The 23012-nt window shown below is 63.3% G+C and carries 19 protein-coding genes; 11 read left to right on the forward strand and 8 right to left on the reverse strand.

All coding sequences use genetic code 11. The annotated features are described in order from the left end of the window. The first annotated feature begins 38 nt into the window (after positions 1–38). The 7 genes from rseP (at position 39) to lpxB (ending at position 8267) form a co-directional block, all read left to right on the forward strand. A complete protein-coding gene (gene rseP, locus FJ426_RS10450) occupies positions 39–1181 on the forward strand; it encodes an RIP metalloprotease RseP (protein WP_140498692.1) in 1143 nt (380 codons plus the stop codon). Between the two features lie 217 nt (positions 1182–1398). Beyond that, positions 1399–3771, forward strand: coding sequence for an outer membrane protein assembly factor BamA (gene bamA, locus FJ426_RS10455; protein ID WP_140560947.1), 2373 nt, complete (start codon positions 1399–1401; stop codon positions 3769–3771). A gap of 76 nt (positions 3772–3847) precedes the next feature. Next, a complete protein-coding gene (gene lpxD, locus FJ426_RS10460; RefSeq protein ID WP_140498688.1) occupies positions 3848–4906 on the forward strand; it encodes a UDP-3-O-(3-hydroxymyristoyl)glucosamine N-acyltransferase in 1059 nt (352 codons plus the stop codon). Continuing rightward, the gene (fabZ, locus tag FJ426_RS10465) at positions 4899–5363 is read left to right on the forward strand and encodes a 3-hydroxyacyl-ACP dehydratase FabZ (RefSeq protein WP_140498686.1); all 465 of its coding nucleotides are present in this window, start codon (positions 4899–4901) and stop codon (positions 5361–5363) included. The genes lpxD and fabZ overlap by 8 nt, the downstream gene beginning before the upstream one ends. A 13-nt stretch (positions 5364–5376) precedes the next feature. Next, positions 5377–6210 carry an acyl-ACP--UDP-N-acetylglucosamine O-acyltransferase gene (gene lpxA, locus FJ426_RS10470; protein ID WP_140498684.1) on the forward strand — a complete coding sequence of 278 codons (834 nt, stop codon included), beginning with the start codon at positions 5377–5379 and terminating at the stop codon, positions 6208–6210. Next, complete coding sequence (locus tag FJ426_RS10475; protein WP_140560948.1) at positions 6182–7096, forward strand: LpxI family protein; 915 nt, start codon at positions 6182–6184, stop codon at positions 7094–7096. Before lpxA ends, FJ426_RS10475 begins: the two co-directional genes overlap by 29 nt. Continuing rightward, a complete protein-coding gene (lpxB, locus tag FJ426_RS10480) occupies positions 7089–8267 on the forward strand; it encodes a lipid-A-disaccharide synthase (RefSeq protein ID WP_140560949.1) in 1179 nt (392 codons plus the stop codon). The genes FJ426_RS10475 and lpxB overlap by 8 nt, the downstream gene beginning before the upstream one ends. A gap of 84 nt (positions 8268–8351) precedes the next feature. On the opposite strand, the gene gltA is transcribed toward lpxB, so the two are convergent. Together gltA and gltX are read right to left on the reverse strand one after the other, a co-directional pair. After that, the gene (gltA, locus tag FJ426_RS10485) at positions 8352–9680 is read right to left on the reverse strand and encodes a citrate synthase (RefSeq protein WP_140498678.1); all 1329 of its coding nucleotides are present in this window, start codon (positions 9678–9680) and stop codon (positions 8352–8354) included. A gap of 182 nt (positions 9681–9862) precedes the next feature. Next, positions 9863–11287: a glutamate--tRNA ligase gene (gene gltX / locus FJ426_RS10490; RefSeq protein WP_140560950.1), complete on the reverse strand. Its 1425-nt coding sequence runs from the start codon at positions 11285–11287 to the stop codon at positions 9863–9865. Positions 11288–11390: 103 nt separating this feature from the next. On the opposite strand from gltX, the gene FJ426_RS10495 reads away from it, so the two are divergent. Then, positions 11391–13841 carry a ComEC/Rec2 family competence protein gene (locus tag FJ426_RS10495; RefSeq protein ID WP_140560951.1) on the forward strand — a complete coding sequence of 817 codons (2451 nt, stop codon included), beginning with the start codon at positions 11391–11393 and terminating at the stop codon, positions 13839–13841. On the opposite strand, the gene lexA is transcribed toward FJ426_RS10495, so the two are convergent. Next, the gene (gene lexA / locus FJ426_RS10500) at positions 13835–14578 is read right to left on the reverse strand and encodes a transcriptional repressor LexA (RefSeq protein ID WP_140498674.1); all 744 of its coding nucleotides are present in this window, start codon (positions 14576–14578) and stop codon (positions 13835–13837) included. The two genes, FJ426_RS10495 and lexA, sit on opposite strands and share 7 nt — an antisense overlap. A 452-nt stretch (positions 14579–15030) precedes the next feature. Between lexA and FJ426_RS10505 the strand changes: the two genes are divergently transcribed. Together FJ426_RS10505 and kynU are read left to right on the forward strand one after the other, a co-directional pair. After that, positions 15031–15708, forward strand: a complete 678-nt coding sequence (locus FJ426_RS10505) for a TetR/AcrR family transcriptional regulator C-terminal domain-containing protein (RefSeq protein ID WP_140560952.1) — start codon at positions 15031–15033, stop codon at positions 15706–15708. After that, entirely contained in the window at positions 15705–16952 is a 1248-nt protein-coding gene (gene kynU / locus FJ426_RS10510; RefSeq protein WP_140825196.1) for a kynureninase, read from the forward strand. Before FJ426_RS10505 ends, kynU begins: the two co-directional genes overlap by 4 nt. A gap of 63 nt (positions 16953–17015) precedes the next feature. On the opposite strand, the gene kynA is transcribed toward kynU, so the two are convergent. Next, positions 17016–17852 carry a tryptophan 2,3-dioxygenase gene (gene kynA / locus FJ426_RS10515; RefSeq protein ID WP_140498668.1) on the reverse strand — a complete coding sequence of 279 codons (837 nt, stop codon included), beginning with the start codon at positions 17850–17852 and terminating at the stop codon, positions 17016–17018. Continuing rightward, positions 17849–19474 (reverse strand): AMP-binding protein, encoded by a 1626-nt coding sequence (locus FJ426_RS10520; protein ID WP_140515363.1) that lies wholly within the window; start codon positions 19472–19474, stop codon positions 17849–17851. Before FJ426_RS10520 ends, kynA begins: the two co-directional genes overlap by 4 nt. Positions 19475–19641: 167 nt before the next feature. On the opposite strand from FJ426_RS10520, the gene FJ426_RS10525 reads away from it, so the two are divergent. After that, on the forward strand, positions 19642–20472 hold the full coding sequence (locus FJ426_RS10525) for an alpha/beta hydrolase (RefSeq protein WP_140825197.1): 831 nt from the start codon (positions 19642–19644) through the stop codon (positions 20470–20472). Between the two features lie 15 nt (positions 20473–20487). Here FJ426_RS10525 and glp read toward each other — a convergent pair whose 3' ends face one another. The 3 genes from glp to trpC are packed head-to-tail and all read right to left on the reverse strand — an operon-like array spanning position 20488 to position 23008. Continuing rightward, the gene (glp, locus tag FJ426_RS10530; RefSeq protein WP_140515365.1) at positions 20488–21693 is read right to left on the reverse strand and encodes a gephyrin-like molybdotransferase Glp; all 1206 of its coding nucleotides are present in this window, start codon (positions 21691–21693) and stop codon (positions 20488–20490) included. Then, positions 21693–22193, reverse strand: a complete 501-nt coding sequence (gene moaC, locus FJ426_RS10535; RefSeq protein ID WP_140525225.1) for a cyclic pyranopterin monophosphate synthase MoaC — start codon at positions 22191–22193, stop codon at positions 21693–21695. Before moaC ends, glp begins: the two co-directional genes overlap by 1 nt. A gap of 2 nt (positions 22194–22195) precedes the next feature. Further along, positions 22196–23008, reverse strand: a complete 813-nt coding sequence (gene trpC / locus FJ426_RS10540) for an indole-3-glycerol phosphate synthase TrpC (protein ID WP_140825198.1) — start codon at positions 23006–23008, stop codon at positions 22196–22198. Positions 23009–23012 lie beyond the last annotated feature (4 nt).

Below are 23012 nucleotides of genomic sequence, written 5' to 3' on the forward strand. Positions count from 1 at the left end.
GCGGCGCAACGGTGTCGTGGAAGAACTGAGGATTTGAGTTGAACGAGATTCTTCACGCGATCTTCGGCATGGAAGGCTTCCTTCTCGGCACGCTCGTGCCCTTCCTGTTCGTGCTGACCGTGGTCGTGTTCGTCCACGAGATGGGCCACTATCTCGTTGGCCGCTGGTGCGGCATCGGCGTCAGGGCCTTTTCGATCGGTTTCGGCCCGGAACTCTTCGGCTTCAACGACAGGCACGGCACGCGCTGGAAGCTCTGCGCCATACCGCTTGGCGGCTATGTCAAATTCGTCGGCGACATGAACGCCACCTCCAGCCAGCCGTCGACGGAAGAGATCGAAACGCTGACCGACGAGGAACGCAAGGTCGCCTTTCACACCCAGCCGATCTGGAAGCGGGCGGCGACGGTGGTGGCCGGGCCGCTGTTCAATTTCCTGCTGACGATCGTCGTCTTTTCGGTGCTGTTTTCAGCCTATGGCCGCTATGTCGCGGAACCCATGGTGGCCGAGGTGACCGCCGGCAGCCCGGCGGCGAAAGCCGGCATCCTGCCCGGCGACCGATTCGTCAGCGTCGACGGCAGCAAGATCGAAACCTTCGGTGACGTCCAACGCCTGGTTTCGGGCCGGGCCGGCGACAGCATCACCTTCGTCATGCTGCGCGACGGCAAGGAAGTGACCGTGACCGCCACGCCGCAGCTGATGGAGCAGCAGGACGCGCTCGGCAACAAGGTCAAGGTGGCCGTGATCGGCGTCGTCAACAACCAGGAACTCGGCCAGCCCAGGCTGATCACCTACAGCCCCGCCGGCGCGTTGGCCGCGGCGGTGGAGGAAACCGGGCACGTCATCCAGCGCACCGGCCAGTTCCTGCAGCGTTTCGTCGTCGGGCGCGAGGACAAGTGCCAGCTCGGCGGCCCGGTGAAGATCGCGGACATGGCCGGCAAGGCGGCGAAGCTCGGCTTCGAATGGCTCGTGCAGCTCGTTGCGCTGCTGTCCGTGGGCATCGGCATCCTCAATCTTTTGCCGATTCCCCCCCTCGACGGCGGCCATCTCCTGTTCTACGGCGTGGAGGCCGTCATCCGCCGGCCGGTGTCGGAACGGATGATGGAAATGGCCTATCGGGCCGGTCTGCTTCTGGTTTTGGGCTTCATGGGTTTCGTATTCTGGAACGATCTGTTTGGATGCTGAAATCATGAAGAAATTTGGCTTCGGGATGGTCGATGTTGAGACGCCGTTTACCATGCACGGGGATATGAGTGACGCGAAAGCCACGCACCAGGGTTAAGTAAATACAAATTAACCAGAAGCCTTGCGTGTAGGGAAAATCCGGTTAATACGGTACGAGAAATTACCGCACGTCCGGTTTTCTCGCCGTGGGGACTACGAGAAAAGGTTATTAAGCCCGATGAAGGCAGCATCCAAGTTTTTGAGCGCCGCTTCCGCGGCAGCCCTGTCCGCGGCTTTGGTCGTGCCAGGTGCGCTCGCAGTGCAGTTCGTTGCCACATCGGCGGCCGAAGCCGCTGTCGTCAGCAGGGTGGAGGTGAGCGGCAACCAACGTGTCGACGCCGATACCATCCGCAATTACATCACCATCAAGCCGGGCAAATCCTTCTCCAGCTCCGACATCGACAGCGCGGTCAAGGCGCTCTTCGGAACCGGGTTGTTCTCGGATGTGCAGATCAATCAGGTCGGTTCGACGTTGGTGGTCAAGGTTTCCGAGTACCAGGTCGTCAACCAGGTGCTGTTCCAGGGCAACAAGAAGCTCAAGGACAACGCGCTTGCGGCTGCCGTGCAGTTGAAGCCGCGCGGCACGTTCTCGCAGGCGGCGCTCGACGCCGATGTAGAGTCGGTCAAGGCCGCCTACAGGCGTATCGGCCGTGACGATGCCGCCGTGACCACCGAGGTCATGCAGCTCGGCGACAACCGCGTGAACGTGGTCTTCCATGTCAATGAAGGTGATCGCACGCAGATCGCGGCGATCAATTTCGTCGGCAACAGCGCTTATTCGAGCCGCCGCCTGTCAGATGTGATCACGACCAAGCGCTCGTCCTGGGTTTCGTTCATCCTGCGCGACGACGTCTATGACGACGACAAGCTGCGCGCCGACCAGGAGCTGCTGCGGCGCTTCTACTACAATCACGGCTATGCCGACTTCCAGGTCGTGTCCGCTGTCGGCGAACTCGACAACGCGACCAACAAGTACACGGTCACCATAACCGTCCAGGAAGGCGAGCGTTATACGTTCGGCGACATCAGCGTCGAAAGCACGATTCCGGAAGTCGACTCGAAGGCGCTGGAATCGGTGGTCGAGACCCACAAGGGCGACGTCTACAACGCCAAGAACGTCGAGGACACCATCATTGCCCTGACTGAGAAGGTGGCCGGCTCCGGCTACGCCTTCGCGCAGGTCACGCCGCGTGGCGACCGCAATTTCGAGAATCATACGATTTCGGTGGTCTACACCATCGACCAGGGCACCAAGGCCTATGTCGAGCGCATCGAGATCCGCGGCAATGACCGCACGCGCGACTATGTCATCCGCCGCGAGTTCGACGTCAGCGAAGGCGATGCGTTCAACCAAGTGCTGATCCAGCGCGCGAAGAAGCGGCTGGAAGATCTCAATTACTTTGACAAAGTCGAGGTTTCGACGGTGCCCGGTTCGGCGCCGGACCAGGTCGTGCTGGTGGTCGACGTGGTCGAAAAGTCGACCGGTGAATTCTCTGTCGGCGCCGGCTATTCGACCGGTGGCGACACCGCCGGTCCGTCCGTCGAAGGATCGATCACAGAGCGCAACTTCCTCGGCCGCGGCCAGTTCATCAAGGTGTCGGCGGGTGGCGGCAAGAACTCGCGCGATTACAGCCTTTCGTTCACCGAGCCCTATTTCCTCGGGCGCCGTATCGCCGCCGGCTTCGACATCTACAAGCGGACCAGGGAATACGACGACTACGACAGCGATACTGTGGGCGCGACGGTGCGCTTCGGCCTGCCGATCACAGACAGCATCTCGACCCAGCTGGCCTACAATATCTCCCGGGAGAAGTATGAGGTAGACGACGGTTGCGATGCCACCGATGTAGATCCCAGCGGCACCTGCGACATTTCCAGAGCCGTGTTGGATGGCATCGAGCAAAGCCCTTGGATCAAGTCGTCGGTCAGTCTGGGACTGGTTTATAACACCATCGACGACATGAAGAACCCGCATGAGGGTATCTATGCCACCTCCACGGTTGAAGTGGCCGGCCTCGGTGGCGACGCCAAGTTCGTGAAGGTCACCGGACGCGGCAGCGTCTATCAGACGCTGTCCGAGCAGTTCGATCTTGTCGGCCTCATTTCGGGCGGCGCCGGCCATGTCGAAGGCTACGGCGGCGACGGCGATCTGCGCATCTTCGATCACTTCCAGAGCACCGATCGCATGATCCGCGGTTTCGCTTATGGCGGCATCGGCCCAGTCGACAGCGACGGTGCGGGTGACCACCTTGGCGGCACCACTTATTTCAACGCGTCGGCAGAGGCTCAATTCCCGCTGCCGGTCGTTCCAGAAAGCTTCGGTCTGCGCGGCGCGGTCTTTGCAGACGCGGCAACACTCTATGGCAGCAAGGTTGCCAATGATTTGGTTGACCAATCATCCGTGGGCATGAAATGGCGCGCCTCGGTCGGTGTCGGCCTGATGTGGGCTTCGCCGTTCGGTCCGATCCGTATCGACTATGCGATCCCGGTCAAGAAGGAAGCGAGGGACGACGTGCAGGAATTCAACTTCGGCATATCGACCCGCTTCTGACCGGCGGATGACGATGCTCCCGGGTCGTTGAGATCCGGGAGAAAATGTTCCGATCTAGCTGGATATAGCTTCTGGAATGACCGATCCGGTGTTCTTCGCGCCATCACGCCGGTATACGGCGGGCGAAGTCGCGAATCTGACCGGCTCGGTGCTTGTCGATTCCGGCCAGTCCGGCGTTTTCATCGACGCGCTGGCGCCTGCCAACGAAGGCGGCGAGAATGCGCTCGTTTTCGTCGATGGCAAACGCAATTCCGTGCTGATGCCGTCGCTGCGGGCTGCCGCTGTGCTGTGCCCGGCGGAGTTCGCCGGCAAGGCGCCTGCCGCCATCGCCGTCCTTGTACATCCCCGTCCGCAACAGGCATTCGCGCTGGTCGGACGACTGCTGTTTCCGACGGCGGCGACCCCGGGGCCAATGACCGGTGAAACCGGTATCTCGCCGCATGCCCATATCGATCCGAGCGCACATGTCGAGGAAGGTGCCGTCGTCGAAGCCGGCGCGGTGATCGGTCCTGCGGTGTCCATAGGCGCCGGCACCGTCATCGCGCCTCACGCCGTCGTCGGCCGTTCCTGCCAGATCGGGCGTGACGGCTATATCGGCCCGGGCGCCAGCGTCCAATATGCCTTGATCGGCAACCGCGTCATCATCCATGGCGGCGCCCGGATCGGCCAGGACGGCTTTGGCTTCGTTGCCGGCGCCAAGGGGCCGGAACGTGTTCCGCAGATCGGCCGCGTCATCATCCAGGACGACGTCGAGATCGGTTCCAATTCCACGGTCGACCGCGGCGCCATGTCCGATACGATCATCGGCCAGGGCACCAAGATCGACAATCTCGTGCAGATCGCGCATAACGTCCGCATCGGCCGCAACTGCATCGTGGCCGGACTTTCGGGTATCTCCGGTTCCGTCGTCGTGGGCGACAATGTCACCATGGGCGGCGGCGTCGGGCTTGCGGATCACCTGACCATAGGGTCGGGCGCGAAGCTTGCCGCGAGAAGCGGATTCATGAGCAATGTGCCCGCGGGCGAGATCTGGGGCGGCTATCCGGCACAGCCGATGGCGGAAGCCATGCGCGAGATAGCCATGCTGCGCAAGCTCGCCAGGACCCGCAAACAGGGCGAGGGGAGCAATGGCTGACATCACCGGGACGACGCTGGAAGCAGTCGACATATTGGGGCTGATGAAGCTCCTGCCGCATCGCTATCCGTTCCTGATGATCGACCGCATCGTCGACATTGATGGCGACGAATCCGCCACCGGCATCAAGAACGTGACCATAAACGAGCCGCATTTTCAGGGTCACTTCCCCGAGCAGCCGGTCATGCCGGGCGTGCTCATCGTCGAGGCGATGGCACAGACTGCCGGGGCCATCTGCATCCGCAGTCTTCGCACTGAAAAGCCGTCGCTGGTCTATTTCCTGACCATCGACAACGCCAAGTTCCGCAAACCGGTCGTTCCCGGCGATCAGTTGAAGATCCATGTCAAGAAAATCAAGAAACGCGGCAACCTGCTCAAATTCGCCTGTGAAGCCCTGGTCGACGGCAACAAGGCCGCCGAGGCTGAGATCTCAGCCATGATGGTCACCGGCGACTGACAATCGAATGCTTATGAAAATCAAGACATCCATCCATCCTTCCTCCGTCGTGGAGGAAGGCGCTCAAATCGGCCAAGGCGTCCGCATAGGACCGCTCTGTTATGTCGGCGCAGATGCCGTGATTGGCGACGGCGTTGAACTGGTCAGCCATGTCTCGGTGATAGGCGCGACGACGATCGGCGCGTCGACCAAGGTCTATCCGATGGCGATACTGGGCGGGCCGCCGCAGAACACCAAGCACAAGGGCGGCCGCACCACGCTCGTCATCGGCGAGAACTGCACGATCCGCGAAGGCGTCACCATGCATGTCGGCACCGATACCAGCCGCGGCGAAACGACGGTCGGCGACAATGGGAATTTTCTCGCCTACGCCCACATCGCCCATGACTGCGTCGTCGGCAAGAACGCCACCTTCGCCAACGGCGCGACGCTGGGCGGACACTGCGAAATCGGCGACAACGTCTATATCGGCGGTCTCAGCGCCGTTCATCAATTCGTGCGGGTAGGCGACAACGCTTTTCTTGGCGGGTGCTCGGCTTTTGTGGGTGATGTCATTCCCTATGCCATGGCGGCGGGAAATCGGGCCAGCCTGCGCGGCCTCAACATCATCGGGCTCAAGCGCTCCGGTCTGCCAAGATCCGAGATCTATCTGCTGCGCAGGGTCTATAAGACAATATTCGACCGCTCGCGCACCGTTGGCGAGAACATCGAATTCGCCAAGGCGGAATTCGCCACGTCACCGACCGCCATGAAGATCATCGATTTCATCTCCAGTCGCGGCAAGCGGCACTATGCTGTGCCATCGCTCAAGGGGAGCGATGGCGATGACGGCGATGACGAAGACTGAGGCGGCGGCAGCGGATTTCGTTCTCTCGCCGGGGGCCAGGGTCGGCATCATCGCCGGTGGCGGCAGCCTGCCGGTGGAAGTCGCTCAAGGCCTGGCCGCGCATGGCTACCCGCCCTTCATCCTCTTGATGGAAGGCGAGGCCGATCGCCGGCAGGAGTTGCTGCGATACGAGCACGGCAGCCTTGCCCTCGAGCAGATCGGTTCACTGGTGGCGACGCTGAAGCGCCACGGCATCACTCATGTGATCCTTGCCGGCGAAATCAGACGCCGGCCCCGGCTGACCGACATCCGCCTGAGCCCTGGCTTGCTGGCGATCGTGCCGTCGGTGATCATGGCGCTGGCGCGCGGCGATGATGGACTTTTGAAGGTGGTGACACGCGGCCTGGAGAAGCGGGGCATCAAAGTGGTCGGCGCGCATGAGGTCGTTCCCGAACTGGCCGCCGGCGAAGGCACGCTGACCGCTGCGAAACCAAAGCAATCGGACTGGCGCGACATCGAGGCGGCCAGGCTGGCCGCCAAGGCCATCGGCGCGCTTGATATCGGGCAGGCGGCGATTGCGATCGGAGGCCGGGCCATCGCGCTGGAAGGCATTGAGGGCACGAGCGGCCTGCTCGAAAGAGCGCGCGCGCTGCGCGGCCATGGCAGGCTTGCCGGAAAGACCCGCGGAGTGCTGGTCAAATGCGCCAAACCCGGCCAGGAGCTGCGGGCCGACCTGCCGTCGATAGGGCCGCAAACGGTGGAAGCAGCGTATGCGGCGGGGCTTGCCGGCATTGCCGTCGAAGCGGGGCGCTCGCTGATCCTGGAAGGGCCGGCAACGCTGTCGCGGGCGAACGCGCTCGGTCTGTTCATCGTCGGCCTGCCAGCGGCGGAGCCGGCGCATGGCTGACAAGGCGCTGAAGATCGCAATCGTGGCCGGCGAGGAATCCGGCGACCTGCTTGGCGCCGACATCGTGCGCTCGATCAAGCAGTCGACGGGGCGCGAGGTGCAGATCGTCGGTCTCGGCGGCCGCCATCTGCAGGCGCTCGGGCTGGTTTCGCCGTTCGACGCCGGAGAGATCGCCCTCATGGGCTTCAGCGCCATCTTGTGTGACCTGCCGCGGCTGATGCGGCGGATCGGCCAGCTGGCCAGCACGGTCGCGGATGCGAAGCCCGACTGCCTCATCACCATCGACAGCCCCGACTTTTCGCTGCGCGTGGCCAGGAAAGTGCGCGCGGCCAACCCGTCCATCCCGATTATCCACTATGTCTGTCCCAGCGTCTGGGCATGGCGGCCGGGCAGGGCGGTGGCGATGAAGCCCTATGTCGACCACATCCTCTGCATCCTGCCGTTCGAGGTGAAGGAGCTAGGCAGGCTCGGCGGACCGCCAGGGACCTATGTCGGACATCGCCTCACCCATGACGCGGGCGTGCTCTCTGCGGCGAGGGCGCAGGCGCAGCCGCGGGATCTTTCGCCGGATCGCGTGAAGACGCTGCTTGTGCTGCCCGGCTCGCGGCGCAGCGAAGTGCGGCGGCTGCTCGAGCCGTTTGGGGAGACCGTTTCGATGCTGCGGGCACGCGGGCATCGCCTGCGGCTGATGTTGCCGACCGTGCCGCATGTCGCCGATGTCGTGCGCTCGGCGGTCGCTCGCTGGGACGAGAAGCCCGAGATCATCCTCGACCCTGAGCGAAAGTGGCAGGCCTTCGGCAAGGCTGACGCGGCGCTGATCGCGTCCGGCACGGTTTCGCTTGAACTGGCGCTGTCCGATGTGCCGATGATCTCCTGCTACCGGCTTGACCCTGTTGCGCGCATCGTGGCGCCATATCTCGTTTCGGTCTGGTCGGCGCTGCTACCCAATCTGATATCGGATCGGGCGCTGATCCCGGAATTCTACAACGAGTATGTCAAGCCGAACAATCTGGCCCGCCAACTCGAAGCGCTGTTCGCCGACACAGGCATGCGCAGATGGCAGAAGGACGGGTTCGCCGAGATCGCGCGGCGCATGACAACCGCCAAGCCGTCAGGCGACATCGCCGCGCAGGTGGTGATGGGGTATATCAAGAGAGTGAGTAGTGAGTAGTGAGTAGTGAGTAGTGAGTAGTGAGTAGGATTACCGCTCTTTCCCTACTGACTACTGACTACTCACTTATTCACTTCTTCCTTTTTACCGCTTCGCGATCGGCACATAGTCTCGCTCCGGCGCGCCGGTGTAGAGCTGGCGGGGGCGGCCGATCTTCTGGCGCGGATCCTCAATCATCTCCTTCCACTGCGCGATCCAGCCGACGGTGCGGGCGACGGCGAACAGCACGGTGAACATGGTGGTGGGGAAGCCCAGCGCCTTCAGCGTGATGCCGGAATAGAAGTCGACATTGGGGTAGAGCTTCTTCTCGATGAAATAGGGATCGGTGAGTGCGATCTTCTCCAGTTCCATGGCGATGTCGAGCAGCGGATCGTCCTTGATGCCGAGTTCGCCCAGCACCTCATGCGCGGTCTTCTGCATGATCTTGGCGCGCGGATCGTAGTTCTTGTAGACGCGGTGGCCAAAGCCCATCAGCCGGAACGGATCGTCCTTGTCCTTGGCGCGGGCGATGAATTCCGGAATGTGATCGACATGGCCGATCTCGCCCAGCATGTTCAGCGCCGCTTCGTTGGCGCCGCCATGCGCCGGGCCCCACAGGCAGGCGATGCCGGCGGCGATGCAGGCGAACGGATTGGCGCCAGACGAGCCGGCGAGCCGCACGGTAGAGGTCGAAGCGTTCTGCTCGTGGTCGGCGTGCAGGATGAAGATGCGCTCCATGGCGCGCGCCAGGACCGGATTAATTTTGTATTCCTCGCACGGCACGGCAAAGCACATGTGTAGGAAGTTGGCGGCGAAATTCAGTTCGTTCTTCGGGTAAATGAAGGGCTGGCCGATATGGTATTTGTAGGCCATGGCCGCGATCGTCGGCATCTTGGCGATCAACCGCATCGACGCCACCATGCGCTGGTAAGGATCCGAGATGTCGGTGGAGTCGTGATAGAAGGCCGACAGCGCGCCGACCACGCCGCACATCACCGCCATCGGATGCGCGTCGCGGCGGAAGCCGGTGAAGAAGCGCGACATCTGCTCATGCACCATGGTGTGGCGCGTCACGCGGTAATCGAAATCGTCCTTCTGCGCCTTGGTCGGCAGTTCGCCGTAGAGCAGGAGATAGCAGACTTCCAGGAAGTCGCCATGTTCGGCCAACTGGTCGATCGGATAGCCGCGATGCAGGAGAATGCCGGCGTCGCCATCGATGAACGTGATCTCGGACTCGCAGCTTGCCGTCGAGGTGAAGCCGGGATCGTAGGTGAAGGCGCCGGTGGTGCTGTACAGCGTGGCGATGTCGATGACGTCAGGCCCGACTGAACCACTTCGCACCTTGAATTCGTGCGTCTTGCCGGCGAATTCCAGCTTTGCCGTGGCTTCCTGGGTCTTGCCGCCCAGTTCCCGTCTTGTCGCAGCTTCGGTCATTGCAAACTCCTTCTTGTTTCCTCATGCCGGCAAAGGCAAATTCTGCAAAGCGACACGTCGAAGTCACCGAATGCGCGTATTCGCGACCGCATTTTAGGAAGTGCGTGCCAGATTGGGCCAAGGCTCAATGTTGCACTGCGAAACGCGCCTTTCAATGCCAATCTTCTTGGGCCAGATTGCTCCTAATCGATTTGATCGGCGATGCGCGCCAAGCTCTCCTCGCGACCAAGCACGGCGAGAACGTCGAAGACGCCGGGCGAGGTGCTCTTGCCGGTCAAGGCGGCGCGCAAGGGCTGGGCGACGGCGCCGAGCTTGTAGCCGCCGGCCGTCGCATAGTCGCGGATCGCGGCTTCAGCCGAGGCCGCCGTCCAGTCGCCTGAAACCGCCTCGAGGGCGTCGTGAGCGCCACGCAGGACCTTGCGCGCATCGTCATTGAGCAGCAGGGCTGCCTTCTCGTCGATCGGCAGTGGCCGCGCGGCAAACAGGAAGGCGGCGCCATCGACAAGCTCGACCAGCGTCTTGGCGCGCTCCTTCAGCCCCGGCAACGCTGCCAGCAACTGTGCCCTGTTCCGGTCGTCGAGGCGTGCGGCCATTGCCGGGCCGCCCTCGAGATAGGGCAAGGTGGCGATGAAGATGTCGAACAGCTCGGCATCGCCCATGCGGCGCATGTGGACGCCGTTTAGCGCCTCCAGCTTGGCGAAATCGAAGCGGGCGGCGCCCTTGTTCACATCGCCGATATCGAACCAGGCGATCATGTCCTGGATCGACATGATCTCGTCGTCGCCGTGGCTCCAGCCGAGCCGAGCCAGATAGTTCAACAGCGCTTCGGGCAGGTAGCCCATGGCGCGGTAGGCCTCCACGCCCAGCGCGCCGTGCCGCTTCGACAGCTTGGCGCCGTCGGCGCCGTGGATCAGCGGTATGTGCGACATTGAAGGCACATCCCAGCCCATGGCGTTGTAGATCACGGTCTGGCGGGCGGCATTGGTCAGGTGGTCGTCGCCACGGATGATGTGGGTGACGCCCATGTCGTGGTCGTCAACGACGACGGCATGCATGTAGGTCGGATTGCCGTCCGAGCGCAGGATGATGAAGTCGTCCAGATCCTTGTTGGGAAAGCGCACGTCGCCCTGGACATGGTCATGCACCACCGTCTCGCCTTTGGTCGGCGCCTTGATGCGGATCGCGCCCTTGACGCCAGGAGGCGCCTGCGAAGGGTCGCGGTCACGCCAGCTTCCGTCATAGCGCGGCGGCAGGCCCTTGACCCGCGCCGCATCGCGCATTGCCTCAAGCTCGGCAGGGGTCTCGTAGCTGTAGTAAGCCTTGCCCATGCGCACCAGCTCCTCGGCCACCTCGCGATGGCGCGGCGCGCGCTCGAACTGCGAGACGGCGTCGCCGTCCCAGGTGAGGCCGAGCCAAGTCAGTCCTTCGAGAATGGCTGCTGTCGCCGCATCGGTGGAGCGCTCGCGGTCGGTGTCCTCGATGCGCAGCAGCATCGTACCGCCGGTGTGCTTGGCGTAGAGCCAGTTGAAGAGCGCCGTACGCGCGCCGCCGATGTGCAGGTAGCCGGTGGGCGAGGGGGCAAAACGGGTGACAACCTTGTCGGACATACAACTCTCGGGAAACGTCTGGAGCGGGGTGCGGATCACACGCACTTTCGCGCGTCGCGCGTTCATGTAGCATAGGGTGTCGAGGGCGCAAGGGGCAGACCCGATGGCTGGAGCGGGCCGGGGCGCGGAGGAAGGCGAGGACGTCGTTGCCGGCGTCAGCGAACGCGCTCTTTTTGCCATGCCCGCGCCCGCCTCATTGCCGCTGGCGTTGCCGCCCCTACAGCAGCCGGGCAAGTCGCCGCCGGCGGATGTTTCCACGCCGCCCGGCATTCCCGCAGCCGGCGCGGCCGTGCGTCTGCGCCGTGAGTTCGGCCGTGCTTCATGGCCTCGTCTGCGCAACGGCGTGGCCAGAGCGTCCGAGCTCGAACTCGATCGGGGCATAGCCTTCCTGCTCGTGCCGGTGTTCCTGGCATGCGGATCGATCGCCTATTTTTCGCTGGCGGCGGAGCCGGGCTTTGCCAAGCCTGTCGCGGTCGCGATCCTGATGTCGCTGTGCGCGCTCGTTTCACGCTCATGGCCGAAAACGCATCTGTGCTTCATGGCGGCGCTGTTGTGCGCGCTCGGCATGCTCGCCGGCAAAGTCGAGACGTGGCGAGCGGGAACGCGGATGCTGGGCTCGGAAATCTCCACGCAAATCACCGGCCGCGTCGTTTCGGTCGACCAGATGGAGACCGGGCGCATCCGGCTGACCATCGATGTGACATCGACCGCGCGGCCGAAACTACTCTACGCGCCGGAGCGCGTTCGCCTTTCGGCACGCAAGGTGCCGGCTGAAGTGACGGCCGGTTCGCTCGTGACCGGCTATGCCAGGCTGTTGCCGCCGACCGGACCGGTGCGGCCGGACAGCTACGACTTTTCCTTCGACAGCTACTTCGCCGGCATAGGCGCCAGCGGCTTCTTTCTCGGCAACCCCAAAATCGTCTCAGCCGATGACAGGCCGGTGTGGGCCGCCCTTTCAGCCGCCATCGAGAGTGCTCGCGAAAGCATTGCCGACCATATCAGGGGCAGCATCGGCGGTGCCGAGGGCGAGATCGCCGCGGCGCTGATCGTGGGTGTGCGCGCCGGGATTCCCGACGAGATCAATGAAGCGATGCGACGCACCGGCATCTACCACATCATCTCAATTTCCGGGCTGCACATGGCGCTGGTCGCCGGCACGGTCATGGGTCTGCTGCGTGGCGGCTTCGCGCTGTTCCCGAATTTTTCCTCCCGCCGGCCGGTCAAGAAATACGCGGCCGCGGCGGCACTTTTCTCGATCGCCGCCTACCTCGTCATTTCGGGCGTCGTTGTCGCCGCCGAACGCAGCTTCATCATGCTGGCGGTGATGCTGATCGCCGTTCTGTTCGATCGGGCGGCACTCACCATGCGCAATCTGGCTATTTCGGCGATCGCCGTCATCGTGGTGTCGCCGCACGAGGTGGTAGGGCCGAGCTTCCAGATGTCGTTCGCCGCCACCGCGGCCCTGGTCGGCGCCTATGCCGGCTGGTCGGATCGCAAAGCCGACAAAGCGCGGACCCCGCCGCCGCAACGGACCTTGCCTGGCCTGCTGACGCGAAAATTGCTGCTGGCGACAGGTGGGCTGGCGATGACCTCGATTATCGCGGGAAGCGCCACGGCGCTTTTCGCCATCTGGCATTTCCAGCGCGTGTCGCCGCTCAGCCTGTTCGCCAATCTTGCCGTCATGCCGATCGTTTCTGTCGTGATGTTCCTTGCGGTTGCCAGCGCGCTGCTGATGCCGTTCGGGTTCGATGGACCATCCCTTTATCTGATGGGCAAGGGACTGACCGCGATGATCGCCATATCAGGATGGATCTCGCAACGCTCGCCGGTCGACGCGGTCGGGTTGATTTCGCAGCAATCCGTCCTTCTGGTGGCGATCGCCCTGGTCATCGCGACGATGGCCACGACATGGCTGCGGCTGGCGGCACTTCCCTTCGCGCTCGCCGGCCTGTTGACCGTCTCGGACACGCGCACGCCGGACGTGCTGATTTCGGAGGATGCCCGCCTGGTGGCGTTGCCGATCGGCGGCGGCGAGCTCGCGATCAACCGGGCGCGCCCGAACGAATTCACCGTCGATAATTGGAAACGCGCGCTGAAGTCCGAAACCATCGTTGCGCCGGAACTGTTCGACAGCGGAGACCGACAGTTCGACATCTTCGATCCCGCGCAACTTCCGGCGGGAGCGCCTTTCTATTGCTTCACGGGCCTGTGCATGGCCCGGCATACCTCGGGGGCGATCATCGCGCAGGTGGAGGATCGCAAGGACGCCTGGAGGGCCTGCTCCTATGCGGATCTGATCGTCATCAACGACCCCGCGGGCTACGATCCCTGCCACAATCCGCTGGTTCTCGTCATCACCAAGCGGCAGCTCGCTCGTAAGGGAAGTGCCGCCGTCTTCTTCGACCAGCAATCGGCGACGGCACCGGCACGGGTCAGTTTTGCCGTCGACAGGCCATATCGGCCTTGGCACGAACAGCGGAAATTCTCACGCGAGGCAAGGGGACTGCCGCCTTACCGTAAACCCGAAAAGCCCACCGCCGACCCCGCTCAGTAGCGCCTGATCAGGCCGACCAGCTTGCCTTGCACCTTGACCCTGTCCGGTCCGAAAATACGTGTTTCATAGGCCGGATTGGCAGCCTCGAGCGCAATCGAAGCACCCTTTCGGCGGAAGCGCTTCAGCGTTGCTTCCTCCTCGTCCACCAGGGCCACGATGATCTCGCCGGGACTTGCGGTGTCGGCATTGCGGATGATGACCGTGTCGCCGTCGAAAATGCCGGCCTCGATCATCGAATCGCCCTTGACCTCCAGCGCATAGTGTTCGCCGCCCATGATCATGTCAGGCGGCACTGAAATGGAATGCGTCTGATGCTGGATGGCGTCGATCGGCACACCCGCTGCGATGCGACCCATGACCGGGATCGACACCGCTGAAACCGCATCGTCGTCATTGCCGGCAGCGGGCAGACGCGAAGACGTCGCCGGTTTGATCTGCCGGCTAGGGCTGCTGCCCTGTCCGAGGCTGCCCTGGATGACGCTCGGGGAGAACTTCTTTGCCGCGTTAAGACCCGGCGCGATCGAGTCCGGCAGGCGCAGCACCTCCAGCGCGCGCGCCCGGTTGGGCAGGCGGCGAATGAAGCCGCGCTCCTCCAACGCCGTGATCAGCCGATGAATTCCCGACTTGGAGGCGAGGTCCAGCGCTTCCTTCATCTCGTCGAAGGACGGCGGAATGCCGCTTTCCTTCAGCCGTTCATGGATGAACATCAAGAGTTCATGTTGCTTGCGCGTGAGCATGGCGGCCCCCAAAGGCATTGCACGAAGGGTCTGGAACCAGAATCAGAAAACAAACCCAGAACAAACACTATCTGTTCCAGTTGTGTTCCGCAACCATTTAAAGTTTAATGAATTTGTTAAGGCGACGGAAACGAAATGCCCTCCCGCAGCCAGCATCCTGCCAGCGCGGTCCGTCGTCAATGCGCTCCCGGGCCCTTTGAAACTATTTTGGTTAATGGCCTGTGGCCCGACCGGTCTCCACTCTTGGCACAAGCCTGCAAGCTGGGTGACCGGCAGGTGCGGGGTGCGTTTGGGCGGATTAGAAACCCCTGCGGCTCGTGAACGAAACGAAACCAAAATGCCAACTTCCGCCGGAAAACGGCCAGACACCACCACTGGTCGCGACGGGCTACGTTCGTTCGTTCGCTTGACGAAACCGTATAATAGTGTACGGTTTTCGAAGAGGAACACCAATGACCACGCCGAAGCAGGCCGCGCGACGCGAACGGATAGAGGAGGCCGCCTATGCGGTGCTCCGGGAAACCGGCTACAAGAGCGCCTCCCTGCTTGCTATCGCCAAGCGGGCATCGGCCTCGAACGAAACCCTCTACAACTGGTACGGCAACAAGCAGACCCTGTTTCGATCCTTGATCGAAGCCAATGCGGGAGAGGCAAGGAAGCTGCTGGAGGACGCCCTTCACCAGGCGCGCGATCCGCTCAAAACCCTGAACTTGCTCGGGCCAGTCCTGCTGACCCTCGTGACGGGCGACAAGGCGGTGGCGCTCAATCGCGCCGCGGCCGGCGACGTCAACGATACAGGCACGCTTGGCCAATCGATCGCGCAATTCGGCCGCAATACCATAATGCCGCTTGTTGGCGACCTGCTTCGAACCGCAAGTCGGGCCGGCCTGATCGCCTGTGACGATCCTGCCGAAGCCGCCGACATCTACATCAGTCTTTTGATCGGCGATCTCCAGGTTCGCCGGATCGTTGGGGTGCTCGAGGAACTGCCTCGGGCGGAAATCGAGCAAAGATCGCACCGGGCGTTCACCCTGTTCTTGCGCCTCTATGCGGCCAGCCCTTGCCCGGGCGGCAAAACAGCCGGCCCGTTTCCAGGGCGCTCTTCTCACCGAGGAACATCGCGACCATGAGCAAAATTCCCGATCTCGCAGCGATCAAGGCAATGGACACCGCGGATCCGCTGCGTGCCATGCGTGACCGCTTCACCTTGCCCCAGGGGGTGATCTATCTCGACGGCAATTCGCTGGGCGCCGCTTCGCCCGCCGTGTTCGGCGAGCTGCAGAAGGCCGCCACGCAGGAGTGGGCGCAGGATCTCATCCGCGCCTGGAACACCGCCGGCTGGTTCGACATGCCGGTCGAACTCGGCGACCAACTCGGGCGCCTGATCGGGGCCGCCGCCGGCCAGACGGTGGTCTGCGATACCACCTCGATCAACATCTACAAGGTGCTGCATGCGGCACTCGGGATGCGGCCGGACAGGTCAGTCATCGTCGCCGAGGGGGACAGCTTTCCGACCGATCTCTATATGGCCGAAGGCGTTGCCTCGACGCGGCCGGGCACGGTGCTGCGGCTCGAGGGTGTCGATGCGCCGACCATAGAAGAACTGATCGACGAGCGGGTCGCGGTCATCCTGGTCAACCACGTCAACTACAAATCCGGGCAGTTGCGCGACATGGCCGCGCTGACGCGGACGGCACATGATGCCGGCGCGCTGATCGTCTGGGATCTCTGCCATACCGCCGGCGCCTTGCCGGTCGAACTCGACCGTTCGAACGCCGATTTCGCCGTCGGCTGCACCTACAAATATCTCAATGGAGGCCCAGGTGCCCCGGCCTTCATCTACGCGGCCGAGCGCCACCATGGCGATGTCCGCCAGCCGCTCAGCGGCTGGTGGGGCCATGCGCGGCCTTTCGCCTTCGAACAGGGTTTTGCTGCCGGCACAGGCATCCGCCGGTTTCTCTGCGGCACGCAGCCTGTGCTGTCGATGCGCGCGCTCAAAGGGGCGCTCGATGTCTGGAACGACGTCGACATGGCAGAGGTGCGCAGGAAGAGCATGGCGTTGACCGATCTGTTCATCCAACTGGTCGAGGCAAAATGCGGCGCCTACGGCCTCGAACTCGAAAGCCCGCGCGATGGCAATGAGCGCGGCAGCCAGGTTTCGTTCCTCCACCCGCATGGCTATCAGGTGATGCGGGCCTTGATCGAGCGCGGCGTGATCGGCGATTTCCGCGCGCCATCCACGATTCGCTTCGGCTTTACGCCGCTTTATGTCGGCTATGTCGATGTCTGGCAGGCTGTCGAGGTGCTGGAAGACATTTTGCGCACGGACGCGTGGCAGGAGGCGCGTTTCGCCGTCAAGGCGGCGGTGACTTAAGAGCCTGTCGCTCAGAAAAGCGCAGCGGGTTCGGGATAACGATATGCAGTCGGCAAAGCTACGTCAGAGCCGGGTGCGGACCTTCCACAGCTCCGGGAACAACTCCACCTCCAGCATCTTCTTCAGGTAGGACGCGCCCGATGTGCCGCCGGTGCCGCGCTTCATACCGATGATGCGCTCGACCGTGGTGACGTGGTTGAAGCGCCAACGGCGGAAATAATCCTCGAAATCGACCAGCTTCTCGGCGAGTTCGTAGAACATCCAGTAGCGCTGCGGGTCGCGGTAGATGATCTGCCAGGCGACAAGGACCTCTTCGTTCTCGGTCCGCGTTTCGCGCCAGTCCGTACGCCTTGCGTCGGCACCGATGTCGAAGCCGTTACGGGCGAGCAGCAGCAGCGCCTCGTCGTAGAGCGACGGTTGCGCCAGGATCGCCTCCAGTTTCTCGCTGAGGTCCGGCCGGTGCTTGTGCGGTCCGAGCATTGCGAGATTGCGGTTGCCGGCCATGAACTCGATGGCACGGTACTGCCACGACTGGAAGCCCGAGGACTGGCCAAGCGCGTCGCGGAACTCGGTGTATTCGCTGGGCGTCATCGTGCGCAGCACGTCCCAGGCATTGTTGAGCTGCTCGAAGATGCGGGCGACGCGCGAAAGCATCTTGAAGCTCGGTTCGAGACGGTCGGCGCGGATGGAGCGGATTGCGGCGCCGATTTCGTGCAGCGCGAGCTTCATCCAGAGTTCCGATGTCTGGTGCTGGATGATGAACAGCATCTCGTCATGGGCTGACGAAAGCGGCTCCTGCGCCTCGAGCACCTTTTCCAGATGCAGATAGTCGCTGTAGGACATGCGCTCCTTGAACGACATTTCCGCGCCCTCGGCGGACGGGTCGTAGGGCTTGCTCAATTGATCTTCTCCGCGCGCAGCCGGAAGCGCTGGATCTTGCCGGTCTGCGTCTTGGGCAAAGCGGCGATGAATTTTACCGAGCGCGGATATTTGTAGGGCGCGATCGTGGCCTTGACGTGATCCTGCAGACGCTTGACGGTCATTGCGTCTGGCGCCACGCCTTGCACGAGCACCACATGAGCCTCGACGATCTGGCCGCGCTCGGCATCCTCGGCGCCGACCACCGCGCATTCGGCGACATCGGCATGCGCCAGCAGCGCCGCTTCGACCTCTGGGCCGGCGATGTTGTAGCCGGCACTGACGATCATGTCGTCGGAGCGCGCTGCGAAGTGGAAAAAACCGTCCTCGTCCTGCCAGAACGTGTCGCCGGTGAGGTTCCACCCGTCGCGGACATAGTCGCTCTGCCTGGCATCGGCCATGTAGCGGCAGCCGGTCGGTCCCCGCACCGCGAGCCTGCCCGCGGTGCCGCGCGGCACTTCGCGCATTTCGTCGTCGACGACGCGCGCCTGATAGCCGCCAACGGCCTTGCCGGTGGAGGCAGGCTTCATGTCATCGAAGCGGTTGGAGATGAAAATATGCAGCATTTCCGTGGCGCCGATGCCGTCAAGGATCGGCTTTCCGGTTTTCTCAGTCCATTCCTCGAACACCGGCGCCGGCAAGGTTTCGCCGGCCGAAACGGCGACGCGCAGCGACGATAAATCGGCCCCTTCGTCCATGGCCTTGAGCATTGCGCGATAGGCGGTGGGCGCGGTGAAGGAGATCGTCGCTTTGTAGGTTTCGATGATGTGGACCATGTTGGGTGGCGTGGCCTGTTCCAGCAGCGTCGCCGCGGCGCCGAAACGCAGCGGAAAGATGGCGAGCCCGCCAAGGCCGAAGGTGAAGGCCAGCGGCGGCGAGCCGACGAAGATGTCGTCAGGCGTCACCTGCAGGATCTCGCGGGCGTAGGCGTCGGCGATGATCAGGAGGTCGCGGTGAAAATGCATCGTCGCCTTCGGCACGCCTGTCGTGCCTGAGGTGAAGCCGAGCAGGGCGACGTCGTCACGCCCGGTCTGCACCGCGGTAAACGTCACGGGCTTGTCGAGGGCGGCGCGATCGAGCTCGGCGTCATGGTTGGCGGTGCCGTCGAAACCGATGACCTGCTTGAGGAACGCGCTGTCCTTGGCGCAGGCGGTCATCTCGTCCATCAGCCTGGTGTCGCACAGCGCTGTCGTGATTTCGGCCTTGTCGACGATCTTGGCGAGTTCGCCGGCGCGCAGCATCGGCATCGTGTTGACCACGACGGCGCCGACCTTGGTGGCGGCCAGCCAGCAGGCCACCATTGCGGGGTTGTTGGCCGACCGGATCAGTACCCGGTTGCCTGGCTTGACGCCGTAATTCTCGACCAGCGCATGCGCCAGCCTGTTCGTCCAGTCGGATAATTCCTTGTAGGTACGGCGGCGGCCGTTGCCGATCAGCGCGGTGTGGTCGCCCAACCCTTTCTCGACCAGCCTGTCGGTCAGTTCGACGCCGGCATTGAGCCGTTCGGGATAGTCGAAGCCGTCGAGCAGGAAGTCCGGCCATTGATCCGGCGGCGGCAGGTTATCGCGCGTGAACGTGTCGATATGCGCTGATGGCCCAAGCATTTTCGGCTGCCCCTGTCTGCCTCACGCCTATCGCTGAACAAGGCACAGGATCGCACCAGTCGAAATTTGTTTCAAGCCTAAAATGTTTTGCCCCCGGAGCATTGACGTTGCCGCTGTCGATCGCCATTGCTATCGGCTGAAACGATGCCGTCCGGGGGAGGGTGCCGATGCTCGAACATCGCATTGCCGATTGGGACAATGCCTACGCCAACGGCGCCAACATCGCCGGCAGCGATCGCTGGCCAGCTGCATGGGTCGAACCGGCGCAGGCATTTCGCGATGCGCTTGCGGCAAAGGGCAGGGCTCAGCTCGACATCGCCTATGGCGACAGGCCGCGCAACCGGCTCGATCTCTTCCTTCCCGCCGCCAAGCCCAAAGGGCTCGTCGTGTTCATCCATGGCGGCTACTGGCTGGAGTCCGACAAGGATAGCTGGTCGCATCTCGCCAAGGGCTCGGTTGACAGCGGCTTTGCCGTGGCGATGCCGTCCTATACGCTCTGCCCCGCCATACGCATCGCCGGCATCTCCCACGAGATCGGCGCGGCGATCGGCAAGGCGGCAGCGATGGTCGGGGGACCGCTTATGCTGACCGGGCATTCGGCCGGCGGCCATCTCGCCAGCCGCATGGCGACGACATCAACGCCCCTGGCGGCCGGCGTGGCAAGGCGCGTACGCCACGTCGTTTCGATTGCGGGCCTGCATGACCTGCGTCCGCTTATGCGCACCGGCATGAACGCGGCGCTGAAAATCGATGAAGCCGAGGCGCTGACGGAAAGCCCGGCGCTGCTGCGGCCCATGGATGGCGCTCGCGTCACGTGCTGGGCCGGAGGCGGCGAGCGGTCCGAGTTCTTGCGCCAGAACGCCTTGCTGGCCAATATCTGGACAGGGCTTGGTGCCGTCACGAGCGCGGTGGTCGAGCCGGACCGACATCATTACGACATTGTCGAAGGCCTGGCTGATCCGGTCCATCCGCTGACACGAACTTTGCTTGCGGAGTAGAAAAACGGCGAAACTTCACCTCAGCATTATAACGCTGCAGGCATTTCCTACAGCCGCGGCGGACGCAGACGGTTCGCGCACGATCAGTCCGTTGGCGTCGGCCAGTATCCTCAGCATCGAGGAATCCTGGATGCTGAAAGGGGTTGCCACCAGCATGCCGGCCTCTTGCCTGACCACCGCCCGCACATAGTCCTGGCGCAGATCATTGGCCTGCATGGCGGCGCCCAGCCTTGCCTGACGAATATCTTGCCGGAAATCGCGGCCGCCGAGGCGTGCCAGGAGCGGTTTCAGGAACAGTTGCGAGCAGACGAGGCTCGCCACCGGATTGCCGGGCAGGCCGATGCACCTGATGTCGCCGAGGCGGCCGAACATCAGCGGCTTGCCGGGACGCATGGCGATCTTCCAGAAACCGAGCGTCATGCCTTCGCCGGTCAGCACGTCATGGATCAGATCGTGGTCGCCGACCGAGGCGCCGCCAAGCGTGACGATGACATCAGCGCCGGCCGCGACCGCTTTCCTGACCAGCGCCGCGATGGCTTCCTCGCGATCAGCGGCAATGCCGAGATCAAGCGCATGCGCGCCGACCGATTGCGCGGCGGCGGCGACGCCATAGGCGTTTGACGAAATGATCTGGTCGGGGCCGAGTTCGCTGCCGGGCGGCAGCAGCTCGTCGCCGGTGGCGATGATGGCAACCAGCGGCCGCTTTACGACGCCCACCCGGGGATGGTTGGCCGAGGCGACAAGCGACAGTGCTGCCGGATCGAGCACGCGGCCTTTTTCCAGCAGGATGTCGCCCTCGGAGAAATCGAGCCCGAAGCGGCGGATGTTGCGCCCCTCGGCCGTCGGTTCGACCACCTCGATGCTGCCGCCGCCGAGGTCACGAACGTTTTCCTGGATGACGATGGTGTCTGCGCCTTGCGGCAGCGGAGCACCGGTGAAGATGCGCACGGCCTGCGCCTTGCCGACGGCGCCGTCAAAGCCGCGCCCGGCCGCCGCCACGCCCATCACCGAAAGCCGGGACGGCACGGACGCGACATCGACAGCGCGGACCGCGTATCCGTCCATGGCAGAGGCGTTGAAGGGCGGTTGGGTGCGCAACGCCACCACCGGTTCCGCGAGAACGCGATCCACGGCCTCGAGGAGCGAAACGCTTTCGCTCGCAAGCGGCGCAGCACCCTCCAGCAGGCGTTCGAGCGCTGCTGCGACCGGAAGCAGCGCCATCAGGCGACCGCCCCATCTTCGCCAGCGGCTTTGTAGTCGCCCGACTTGCCGCCGGTCTTTTCGACCAACCGGATGCCGGTGATGATCATGGCACGGTCGACCGCCTTGGCCATGTCGTAAATGGTCAGGCAGGCAACCGAAGCCGCGGTGAGCGCTTCCATCTCGACGCCGGTCTTGCCGGTGACGCGCGCCAGCGCAATGATCTTCAGTCCGGGCAGCGCAGGATCGGGCTCAATGTCGACGGAGACCTTGGTCAAGAGCAGGGGATGGCAGAGCGGGATCAGCTCATGCGTCTTCTTCGCTGCCATGATACCGGCTATGCGCGCGGTGCCCAGCACATCACCTTTCTTGGCATTGCCGGCCAGGATCATCTTCAGCGTCTCGGGCCGCATCGAGACGAAACCCTCGGCGACAGCGGTGCGCGTCGTTTCGTCCTTGCCGCCGACATCGACCATGTTGGCCTGGCCCTGCGGGCCGAGATGGGTGAGGGCGGCCGTCATCGTCAGACGGCCTCGGCCGCTGCCTTGCCGGTGAGCAGCGCGCGCGTTGCCGCGGTCACATCCTGCTGGCGCATCAAACTTTCGCCGACCAGGAAGGTGCCGATGTCGCTCTTTTGCAATCTGAGGCAGTCGTCATGAGAGAAGATGCCGCTTTCGCTGACCAGCAAGTAACCGCCCGGAATCATCGCCCGCAGTCGTTCCGAGGTTTCGAGACGGGTCTCGAATGTCCGCAGATTACGGTTGTTGATGCCGATTAATTGCGACGACAGCTTCAGTGCGCGCTCCGTCTCGGCCTCGTCGTGGACCTCGATCAGCGCATCCATGCCGAGTTCGAATGCCGTCGCTTCAAGCTCGCTCGCCAAATCATCATCTACGCTGGCCATGATGATCAGGATGGCGTCCGCCCCCCAGGCGCGAGCTTCATGGACCTGATAAGGATCGAACAGAAAATCCTTGCGCAGCGCGGGCAGGGCGACGGCGGCTCTTGCCTTGGTGAGAAATTCCGGCGCGCCCTGGAAAGACGGTGCGTCGGTCAGCACCGAAAGACAGGCGGCGCCGCCTTTTGCATAGGCCCGCGCGAGCGCTGGCGGATCGAAGTCGGCGCGGATCAAGCCCTTGGACGGGCTTGCCTTCTTGATCTCGGCGATCAGAGCGAAGCCGCCGGATCTACGCTTCGCCTCAAGTGCTGTGAGAAAGCCGCGCGGCGCGTCAGTGTCTTTCGCCCGCGCCTTGATCTCGGCCAGCGGCACGCGCGCCTTGGCCGTCGCGATCTCGTCGCGCTTGTAGGCCTCGATCTTGCGCAGGATGTCCGACATCTGC

Origin of the sequence: Mesorhizobium sp. B2-6-4, from assembly GCF_006441495.1 — a bacterium.
GTDB lineage: Bacteria > Pseudomonadota > Alphaproteobacteria > Rhizobiales > Rhizobiaceae > Mesorhizobium.